The 10,963-nt window shown below is 28.0% G+C and carries 7 protein-coding genes and 1 pseudogene; 7 read left to right on the forward strand and 1 reads right to left on the reverse strand.

Annotated elements, in window-relative coordinates; translation table 11 throughout:
- The 6 genes from Q0352_RS09885 to Q0352_RS09910 form a co-directional block, all read left to right on the forward strand.
- Window positions 1-434, forward strand: a 434-nt coding sequence (locus Q0352_RS09885) for an SDR family oxidoreductase (protein WP_299527141.1), incomplete at its 5' end; no start/stop codon positions are given.
- Window positions 435-455: 21 nt separating this feature from the next.
- Window positions 456-2,483 carry a VWA domain-containing protein gene (locus tag Q0352_RS09890; RefSeq protein ID WP_299527142.1) on the forward strand — a complete coding sequence of 676 codons (2,028 nt, stop codon included), beginning with the start codon at window positions 456-458 and terminating at the stop codon, window positions 2,481-2,483.
- 127 nt (window positions 2,484-2,610) lie between these two features.
- Complete coding sequence (locus tag Q0352_RS09895; protein WP_299527143.1) at window positions 2,611-2,991, forward strand: hypothetical protein; 381 nt, start codon at window positions 2,611-2,613, stop codon at window positions 2,989-2,991.
- A gap of 81 nt (window positions 2,992-3,072) precedes the next feature.
- A complete protein-coding gene (locus tag Q0352_RS09900; RefSeq protein ID WP_299527144.1) occupies window positions 3,073-7,401 on the forward strand; it encodes a CusA/CzcA family heavy metal efflux RND transporter in 4,329 nt (1,442 codons plus the stop codon).
- A 10-nt stretch (window positions 7,402-7,411) separates the two neighbouring features.
- On the forward strand, window positions 7,412-8,539 hold the full coding sequence (locus tag Q0352_RS09905; RefSeq protein WP_299527145.1) for an efflux RND transporter periplasmic adaptor subunit: 1,128 nt from the start codon (window positions 7,412-7,414) through the stop codon (window positions 8,537-8,539).
- 88 nt (window positions 8,540-8,627) lie between these two features.
- Window positions 8,628-9,458 (forward strand): prohibitin family protein, encoded by an 831-nt coding sequence (locus tag Q0352_RS09910; RefSeq protein ID WP_299527146.1) that lies wholly within the window; start codon window positions 8,628-8,630, stop codon window positions 9,456-9,458.
- A 92-nt stretch (window positions 9,459-9,550) separates the two neighbouring features.
- On the opposite strand, the gene Q0352_RS09915 is transcribed toward Q0352_RS09910, so the two are convergent.
- Window positions 9,551-10,372, reverse strand: coding sequence for a carboxypeptidase-like regulatory domain-containing protein (locus Q0352_RS09915; protein ID WP_299527147.1), 822 nt, complete (start codon window positions 10,370-10,372; stop codon window positions 9,551-9,553).
- A 376-nt stretch (window positions 10,373-10,748) separates the two neighbouring features.
- Here Q0352_RS09915 and Q0352_RS09920 point away from each other — a divergent pair.
- Window positions 10,749-10,963, forward strand: a pseudogene (locus tag Q0352_RS09920) (FAD-binding protein); the annotation flags it as partial.

The raw sequence follows: 10,963 nt of genomic DNA on the forward strand, positions 1-10,963 counted from the left end.
AAGCAGATTTTGATAGTGTAATTGAAGTGAATTTAAAATCGGTTTTTAATTTAACAAAGGCGGTAATAAGACCTATGATGAAACAAAGATCAGGTTCTATTATAAATATGAGTTCAGTTGTTGGATTAAAAGGAAATGCAGGTCAAGCCAATTATGCAGCATCAAAAGCCGGAATTATTGGATTTTCTAAGTCTGTAGCGTTAGAATTAGGTTCAAGAAATATTAGAAGCAACGTTATTGCACCAGGATTTATAGAAACAGAAATGACTGCTGTTTTACCAGAAGAAACAGTAAAAGAATGGACAAACGCTATTCCTTTAAAACGTGGTGGAACACCAGAAGATGTTGCTAATGCTTGTGTGTTTTTAGCGTCTGACATGAGTTCATATATTACTGGGCAAACTTTAAGTGTTGATGGAGGTATGTTAACCTAAATTTTACAGTGACAAATTAAAATGGAAACTGAAACATTGTTATTTATACTAATAGCTGTATTTGCTGCTTTATTGATAGCTATATTTCAGTATGTTTTTAAAAATAAAGAGAAAGGCCAATTAAAATATTGGCTTTCTTTTTTAAGGTTTTTAACCTATTTTTCCATTTTTTTATTAATTATTAATCCTTCAATAAAAAAAATAACAACTGAAATTGTAAAACCTAAATTAGTTGTTGCCGTTGATAATTCAACTTCAATTAAATACATTTCTCAAAACACGGCAATTGAAAATTTAGTTAACTTATTTAAAAATAATGTAGGTTTAAATGATAAATATTCCATTGAATATTATAGTTTTGGAAAAAATGTTACTGTTTTAGATTCATTGAAATTTAATGAAAATCAGACAAATATATCTTTACCTTTTGAAGAGTTTTCTAAATTATATAAAACAGAAAGTACTCCGGTTGTTGTAATTACAGATGGAAACCAAACTGTTGGAAATAACGTTGAGTTTATAAATTATAAAAGTCCTATTTTTCCATTTATAATTGGTGATACAACTGTTTTTGAAGATATTTATATACATCAGTTAAACGTAAATAAGTTTACCAATATAAATAATAAATTTCCCGTTGAGATATTTATAAATTATGTTGGAACAAATTCAATTTCCAAAAAATTAAACATTTTTCATAAAGGTAAAATTGTGCATAGTAAAGTGCTTCAATTTTCAAAAACTTCAGCTATAAAAACGGAATCTTTCTTTTTAACTGCGGAAGAGAATGGGATACAGTATTATACTGCAAAAATTTCAGCATTGGAGAATGAAAAAAATACAATAAATAATTCAAAAAGTTTTAGTGTAAATGTTATCGAAGAAAAATCTAAAATTTTAATTTTAACTTCAATAGTGCATCCAGATTTAGGAATGCTAAAAAAATCTATTGAAAGTAATCAACAGCGATTAGTTACTATTTCAAATATTAAAGACTTTAAAGGTGATTTGTCTGATTATCAATTAATTATATTAAATCAACCTTCAAATAAATTTAAAGCTGCTTTTGAAACTATTAATGACAAAAAACAGAATTATTTAATAATTTCAGGGTTGAGTACAGATTGGAATTTTTTAAATAAGATTCAGAATAATTTTTCAAAAAATGTAATTCGTCAGACAGAAAATTACCTTCCTGTATTTAATTCAAATTACGCTAGTTTTTTAAGTGATGCTATTGAATTTTCAAATTTTGCTCCTCTAGAAGATCAATTTGGAGATGTTAGTTTTTCTATTCCTTATCAAGCGTTATTATTTCAACAAATTGGAACCATTAAAACTGAAAAACCTTTATTAGCAACGTTTGAAAACAACAATCAACGAGGTGCTATTTTATTAGGAGAAAATACTTGGAGATGGAGAATGAATAGTTTTACAGATAGTAAAACCTTTGAAGTTTTTGATGGATTTATTTCTAATTTAATTCAATATTTAACTTCAAATGAAAAGAATAAGCGATTATCTGTTTATGTAGACCCTATTTATTACGCAAATGAAATGCTACAAATCTCAGCCATTTATTTAGATAAGAACTTTAATTTTGATGCGAGATCAAAACTTTGGTTGTCAGTTTCAAGCAAGACAACTAATTTCTCAAAAAATATACCTTTTGCAGCTTTGAAGAGTAAATTTTTAGTCGAATTATCAAACCTCCCTTCGGATGAATATAGTTATTCAGTTGCTGTTGAAAATCAAATTTTATCAGAAAAAGGAAGTTTTAAAATACTACCTTTTGAAATTGAACAGCAGTTTACAAATGCGAATCATAAACCATTAAAAATACTAGCAGCTAAGACAAATGGTTATGTTCACTATTCTAATGAAGAAGCTAAGCTTATTAAAAATTTGACTTTAGACCCGCGTTTTAAAAGTATTCAGAAAGCTAAAACGGTTAAAACTCCTTTAATAAATTGGAAATGGATTTTAGGACTTATTCTACTTTCTTTAAGTACAGAATGGTTTGTGCGTAAGTATTTCGGAAAAATTTAAAAGCATTCTAAAATTTACTTCATAAGTAAAAATTATAATTAAATTGAAAAATATGATTATATAAATCATTTTAATTTTTTAGAATACACAATATTTGTCTAAATATGTTTAATTCCATTTTTTGTTAATGAATAAGATTCTTGTAATCATATTATCTTTTACAATTTTATTTCAAAGTTTTAACCTTGATTTTTCTGATATTGGTAAAATTCCTACACTAGTAAATCATGTAGTTTGCCATTTTGAATCAGGTGATAGCTTTTCTGATTTTATCGCAATGCATTATGGCAGCGAGATAAATATGCATAAAAATGAACATAATGAACATAAAGAATTACCGTTCAAACATAAACACATAGAAGCTCAGTTTCAATATGTTTGTGCACTTTTTTCAAATGATATTTTTACTTCTTTCAATGAATTAGCTTTCGCAGAGAACAAATTTGCCTACAATGAACCTACTTCCAATTCATTTGTAAATAGCTTTTCTCAACCACCACAAAAGTAACATAGTACAATTTTTTTTATAATTAAATTTGAGAAGCATTAAACTGTTTCTCAATAATATACATTATTAACTAAATAAATTATGTTACAAAAAATCATTAAGGTCAGTATTGAAAATAAATTGATTATTTTATTAATTACAGCTGCAATTTTTGGATTTGGATTGTTTTCATTAACGCAAATACCAATTGGTGCTGTGCCTGATATTACCAATAATCAAGTTCAGGTAATTACAACTTCAAGAAATTTATCTACGCAAGATGTAGAACAATTTATAACTTATCCTGTAGAGTTAGAAATGGCGAATTTACCAGGAGTTCAGGAAATTAGATCAATTTCAAAATTTGGTTTATCGGTGGTTACTATTGTTTTTGACGATGCTATAGGAACCTATTTACCAAGGCAATTAATTGCTGAAAAAATAAAAACAGCCGCTGAAAAAATTCCTGAAGGATTCGGGACTCCAGAAATGGGACCAATTACTACTGGTTTAGGGGAGATTTATCAATATATATTAGATACAAAACCTGGATTTAAAGATAAATATTCTCCAATGGAACTTAGAACCCTGCAAGATTGGGTTGTAAAACGTCAACTTTCAGGAATACCAGGTGTTGTAGAAGTCAATACTTGGGGTGGATTTTTAAAGCAATATGAAGTTGCAATAAATCCTGAGAAATTAAAATCAATGAATATTAAGGCTACTCAAATTATTGATGCTTTAGAAATGAATAACAGTGTTGCAGGTGGTGGTTATATTGAAAAAACCAATGAGAGTTTCTTTGTTCGCGGTGAAGGAATGATAAAATCTATAGAAGACATTGAAAATATTGTTATAAAAAATATTGATGGAATTCCAATTTTAATAAAACACGTTGCAGAAGTTAATTTCGGTTTTGCTAACAGATTTGGAGCTATTACAGGAAATGGTGAAGGAGAAAAGGTTTTAGGACAAGTAATGATGCTTAAAGACGGCGATTCAAACAAAGTTATTGAAGCTGTAAAAGAGCGTGTAGCTGAAATTCAAAAAACATTACCCGAAGGAGTTTTTATAAATGGTTTTTTAGAGCGAAGTGAATTAATTGGTAAAACAACATTTACAATTGCTGAAAATTTAATTTTAGGTGTACTCATCGTAATTTTTGTAGTGATACTCTTATTAGGAAGTTTCCGCTCTGGTTTGGTTGTAGCTTCGGTAATTCCTTTGTCATTACTGTTTACATTATCTATGATGTACATTTTTGGTGTTGATGCTAACTTAATGAGTTTAGGAGCCATAGATTTTGGTATTATTATAGATGGTGCTGTAATTATTGTTGAGTTTATAGCCTTTAAAATTACGAGTAATAGAACTGAATTAATGCAGTTGTCAGAAAGTGAGAGACAAGAAAGTATTGATGAGATTACTTATAAGAGTAGTTCTAAGATGATGACATCGGCTGTATTTGGACAATTGATAATTTTAATTGTATTTATCCCAATTTTGTCATTAAGTGGTGTTGAAGGTAAAATGTTTAAGCCTATGGCATTAGCATTTAGTTTTGCTTTAATTGGCGCTATGTTTTTATGCTTTACGTATGTTCCTGTAATTGCATCTATCTTTTTAAAGCCTGAAAAAGTTTCTAAAAATAACATCTCACAGCGTTTAATGAACTTCTTTTTAAGTTTATATGAACCAACAATTAAATGGGCATTAAATCATAAAAATACAGTTATTATCTCATCAGTAGCTTTGCTAATAGCAACGGCTGTTCTTTTTTCAAGAATGGGAGGTGAGTTTATACCAACGTTAGATGAGGGAGATTTTGTGATTCAACCAGTTTTAAAAACAGGAACATCACTTACAAAAACTACTGAAATCACAACCCAGATAGAGCAAATATTATTAGATAACTTTCCTGAAGTAGATCAAGTAGTTTCACGTATTGGTGCTGCTGAAGTTCCTACGGATCCAATGTCTATGGAAGAAAGTGATGTGATTATTAAATTAAAACCAAAAGGAGAATGGGTTTCTGCAGATTCAAAAGATGAATTAGCCGATAAGTTTAAAGAAAAACTATCCATTATCCCTGGAGTAGATTTTGAGTTTACACAACCAATTGAAATGCGTTTTAATGAATTAATTACAGGTGTTAGGGCAGATGTTGCTATCAAAATATTTGGAGACGATTTAGCAATTTTAGCTAAAAAAGCTGATGAGATTAAATCTAAAATTGCAAATGTTGAAGGTGCAGCAGATATAATTGTTGAAAAAATAGATGGCTTGCCACAAATGACTGTTACTTATAATAGAAAAAAAGTAGCACGTTATGGATTAAATATTCAAAATTTAAATCAAGTAGTATCAATGGCATTCGCTGGGCAAACAGTAGGAAATGTTTTTGAAGGTGAGCGCAGATTTGATTTGGTAGTACGCTTACAAACTGAATACAGAAAAAACATTGACAATCTTAAAAATTTATATGTGGATACTCCTTCTGGAAATAAAATCCCATTGCATGAATTAGCAACTATTGAATATACAAAAGGTCCAGCAAAAATATCAAGAGACGATACTAAAAGACGTATTGTTATTGGTGTGAATGTTAGAAACAGAGATATGGAATCGGTTGTAAAAGATGTTCAAGATATTATAGAAAGCCAAGTAAAATTACCAGTTGGGTACACGGTTTCCTATGGCGGACAATTTGAAAATTTAAACAGTGCAAAAGCACGTTTAAAAGTTGCTGTTCCAATCGCTTTATTATTGATTTTTATATTGTTACACTTTGCATTTAAATCTATAAAAGAAGCATTAATGGTGTTTTCAGCAATTCCTTTATCAGCTGTTGGTGGTGTTCTTTTTCTGTGGTTACGAGGTTTGCCATTTAGTATTTCTGCGGGTGTAGGATTTATAGCACTTTTTGGTATTGCAGTATTAAATGGTATTGTATTGATTGAACATTTAAAAGAACTTAAAGAAAGAGGTATGGACAACGTTTATGAAAGAATATTATTAGGAACAAAAGAACGACTGCGTCCAGTTATTTTAACTGCAGCTGCAGCTGCTTTAGGATTTTTACCTATGGCAATATCAACCAATGCAGGAGCTGAAGTTCAAAGACCGTTAGCTACAGTTGTAATTGGAGGTTTAATAACAGCAACCATTTTAACATTAGTAGTTTTACCTGTATTATATGCGATTTTTGATACTAAAGAATTTAAAATAAAAAAGAAAAATAAATTCAAACCTACTATTATATTATTATTTCTTTTAGCCCCAGTTGCTGGTTTTTCACAAGAAAAAACAATTTCTATTGATGAAGCTATTTCCATTGCAATTGATAACAATGTACAGCTAAATATAAAGCAATTAGAAATAGACAGAAGTGATAAACTGATAAATAGTGCTTTTGAAATTGATAAAACAAAAATTTATTATAGCAATGACAAAACTAATTTAGGAGTTGATGGTGAACCGCTAGAAACCTATGGAATAGATCAGACTGTTGAATTTCCTTCGGTGTATTTTGCTAAAAAAAAGGTAAATAAAATCAATTCAAATTTAAGTGAATTAAACTATCAATTAGCAAAAGATAATTTGATTAAAAATGTTTCAAAAGCATATACTAATATTGTTTATTTAAATCAAAAAAAGGAACATTTGATTACTATAGATAGTTTGTACACGAACTTTTCAAGAGCTGCTCAACGAAAATTTGAATTGGGAGAGTCTAATTATTTAGAAATGATTACTTCACAATCTAAACATAAGCAATTTACAATGCAGTTAGAAAATCTTCATAATGATATAAATATAGCGTACGAGGAGTTTTATATCTTACTTCAATCTGAAGAAAAATTTATAATTTCAGAAACTGATTTATCAAAAATTGAAATTAATAATTTAGACTTAGAAAATCATTTAATCAATAGTTATTATACCGAAAACAGTAAGTTGTATAAAGCAAAAATAGGCGTTGAGAAACAACAATTATTGCCAGATTTACAATTCAATTATTTTAATAGTAAAGATTTGGCCACTAGTGTTTCTGTAAATAGTTTTCAGGCAGGTGTTTCAATCCCTCTATTTTTCTTTGGAAAATCTGCTAAAATTAGTGCAGCAAAAATTGAAGTGGATATAGCAAATGAATTGGTTATTGATACAAATTTACAGTTGAAATCTAAATATAAAAATTTGCTTGAGGAACTTAAAAAGAGTGAGGCACAACTAAATTATTTTACAGAAAGTGGTAAAAATTTAGCAACAGAAATTTTAAAAACAGCCACGTTAAGTTATAAAAATGGAGAAATTGATTTTTTTCAATACATACAAAGTATTGAAACTTCTAGTCAAGTAAAAATTGATCACCTCAATAACTTAAACAAATACAATCAAATTGCTTTAGAATTGAATTATTTAAACCTATAAATTGATACAAATGAAAACATATATAATAAAAAGTATAATTCTATTTTTAATAATAGGACTAACATCTTGTAATTCATCGAAACCAAGTGAAAAAGAAACTGAAACTTCAGCAATAAGTGAAAGTGTTATTAAAATTACAAAAGCTCAATTTGAAAATTCTAAAATGGAGCTTGGTAAAATATCTACACAACCTTTTATTGAAGGTATTAAAACAAACGGCTATATTGATGTTCCTCCTGCTTATAGAGCAAAAGTTAGCGCAATTATGGGTGGATTTATAAAAAAATCACCTTTATTAATAGGGGATAATGTAAAAAAAGGTCAATTACTTTTAACCATTGAAAACCCAGACTTTATTGAAATTCAGCAGAATTATGCTGAAATTTATGAGCAATTAACCTATTTAAAATCAGAAAATGAGCGTCAAAAAATACTATTTGACGAAAAAATTACATCTCAAAAAAATTACTTAAAAGCGGAAAGTAATTACAAAAGTGCGTTGGCTTTATCCAATGGTTTAGCTCAAAAATTGGAATTAATGAATATAAATACAGAAAATGTAAAAGCAGGTAAAATTGTATCAACCATTGGAATTTATGCCCCAATATCAGGTAGCATTACAGCTATTTTTACCAATGTTGGAGAGTTTAAGAGTTCTTCAGAGGTTTTATTAGAAATAATAAATGATGAACATAAACATTTAGAATTGGTTGTATTTGAAAAGGATATTTTAAATGTTAAAGAAGAACAATCAATACAATTCAGCATACCAGAATCTTCTTCAAAAAAGTACAATGCAGCTGTTCATTTAGTAGGTAAATCTATTGATGAAAATAGAACGGTAAAAGTTCATGGCCATGTAGAAGATGAAAATGAGCCATTTTTAGTAGGGATGTTTGTAGAAGCTGAAATTATTACGAATTCAATTCAGAAATCAGCTTTACCTGTAACTAGTATTCTTGAAGAAGATAATAACTATTATGTATTAGTTTTAAAAGATAAAAACAAGGATACTTATGAGTTTGAAAAAGTTAAAATAACCATTGGAACTAAAAATGAAGATTGGGTTGAAGTATTAGATACAAACTTAATTGAAAAGAATATATTAATAAAAGGCGCTTTTCTTCCTTTAGAGTAGCTTATCGTTAATTTATACTTAAAATGAGAATTATAATTAATTAATGAATTCTGTTTTGTATTTTTGAGGAAATTTAAAAATAAAAAAAATGAGCAATAACGGACAGTTACAATTACCAAAAACTTTAATGCCTATAATATTAATAGGTATTGTACTAGTTATCTTTTTATCTAAATCAACGGTAACTATTGATGCGGGTGAAGCAGGTGTATTATGGAAACGTTTTGATGGAGGTGTAGTAATAAATGAAGAACCTTTAGGTGAAGGTTTTCACATTGTAGCACCTTGGAATAGAGTGATAGTATATGAAGTACGTCAACAAGAATTATTTGAAAAAATGAAAGTACTTTCATCAAATGGTTTAGATATTATTTTAGAAACATCATCATGGTATATGCCAAGACCTGAAGATTTGGGTAAATTACATCAAGAAAAAGGAGAAAACTATTTAGAAAGAGTAATTAAGCCAACACTTCGTTCTGCGGCGCGTTCTGTTGTTGGACGTTATACTCCTGAGCAATTGTATGCAAGTAAAAGAGATGTAATTCAAAATGAAATTTATGATGAAGCTAAGAAAATTTTAGATGGTCAATATATTGAATTAAATGAAGTTTTAGTTAGAGATGTTACATTACCTGCAACTATTAAAGATGCTATTGAACGTAAATTAAAGCAAGAACAAGAATCATTAGAATACGAATTTAGATTGGTTACAGCTGCTAAGGAAGCTCAAAAACAAATAATTGAAGCTAAAGGTAAAGCAGATGCTAATAAAATTTTAAGTGCTTCTTTAACTGATAAAATTTTACAAGATAAAGGTATTGAAGCAACGTTAGAACTTGCAAAATCACCAAACAGTAAAATTGTTATTGTTGGTAGTGCTAAAGATGGTTTACCATTAATTTTAGGGAATCAATAAAAATTTATTACTAAAAAAAAGGCCACTAAATTTATTTAGTGGCCTTTTTTTTGACTCAATTTTACAATTAGAAATAAAAATAATGCTATTTATTATTTTTCTATTTCTTTAATTGTGCTACCATTTTTTATAGCTTTATGATTTTCATAACACAACAAGATCGCTTCAATTAACTGTAAATCGCTGGCTGATTTTATAAAGTAATCTGAGTAATTACATTCATTTAAAAGTTCTGTTAACTCTTGAGAATCCATATCTAAATACTCCATCATTAACTCTCTATTAAATTTACCTTCTAGCATTTCACGCAAGCTATCATCAGTACGAAGTTTTTTAAGTTTCTTTAATTGTTGTGGTTTTTTTCCAAACATACTATATACAAAATCTATTGGCTTAAATAAAGCATCAATAGGAGAGGTGTAACTTCTATCCGCTCTTGAACCAACTTCATAAGTTTGTTGTAAACCAACAATGTGTATACGTGCATATTTATCCTTAGGTACATTTTTTGCGTCAATTTCTAAAACCCCAACAAGTTTGTGAGATTTCACAACAACTTCTTCCATTTGCTCGGTTTTTTCGTGTAGTTCTATTACTAATTCATTTCCTTTTAATAAATCATTAGTAATTTTTAATTTAATAGATTGAAAACCTAGGTAAGAAACATAAATTGTATCATTTACCCTTGTTGCTAATTCAAATTTACCTTCATCATTAGCAATTGTACCAATAACTGAGTTTAAATTAAATAAATGTGCGCCATCTAATGGAGATTTGTCAAAATTATTTACAATTTGCCCTTTTAAAAAGATAGCCAAATCTAAATTATATATGGAATCGTTAACCTTTGGTTCTTGAGAGAATGCTTTAATTGAAATTAATAATAAAGCTATATAAAATATGTTTTTTACCATATGCAATTATACTAATTAATAATGATACTATTTGTTAAAGTAAACTAAAAATGTTTAATCAAAGGAATGCGATAGTTGCTTAAATTAAATATAAAAATAGATTTGTAACATAACCATTTTTATCATTATTATTTGGGTTTGTTTTTATAATTTCATTCATATTTTTATTTCTAAATTATACGAAGTGAATTTTTTAAATTTCATTATCAATAATTTAAGTGTTCATAAAACAACACATAAATATAGTAATTTTTAAATGCTGAAACCACTAATATTAAGTAATATATGAAACGTATGCATTATTTAATTGATGCAATAATTATAAAATAGTAGTAATGAATTAATAGGAACTAAAAATTTAAGTATTTTTGCCAATATGATAAAAGAGATTCAACTCCGGGTAAAAATTCAAGATGTAAATCATAAAGATATTTTAAAAAAACAAGCTTGTCGTTTTTTAGGAATTGATGAAAAAGAAGTTAATGCTATAAAAGTATTGCGTAAATCTATTGATGCAAGAAAACCTCAAATTATTTTCAATTATAAAATAGCTGTTTACATACAAGAAAATTTACCTGAAACTTCAGCATA

Source organism: uncultured Lutibacter sp. (assembly GCF_937891065.1).
In the GTDB taxonomy this organism is placed as follows: domain Bacteria; phylum Bacteroidota; class Bacteroidia; order Flavobacteriales; family Flavobacteriaceae; genus Lutibacter.

Coding starts and splice junctions, on each gene's coding strand:
- Q0352_RS09890 (WP_299527142.1), top strand. CDS start 456: ATGGAAACTGAAACATTGTTATTTATACTAATAGCTGTATTTGCTGCT.
- Q0352_RS09900 (WP_299527144.1), top strand. CDS start 3,073: ATGTTACAAAAAATCATTAAGGTCAGTATTGAAAATAAATTGATTATT.
- Q0352_RS09915 (WP_299527147.1), bottom strand. CDS start 10,372: ATGGTAAAAAACATATTTTATATAGCTTTATTATTAATTTCAATTAAA.
- Q0352_RS09895 (WP_299527143.1), top strand. CDS start 2,611: ATGAATAAGATTCTTGTAATCATATTATCTTTTACAATTTTATTTCAA.
- Q0352_RS09905 (WP_299527145.1), top strand. CDS start 7,412: ATGAAAACATATATAATAAAAAGTATAATTCTATTTTTAATAATAGGA.
- Q0352_RS09910 (WP_299527146.1), top strand. CDS start 8,628: ATGAGCAATAACGGACAGTTACAATTACCAAAAACTTTAATGCCTATA.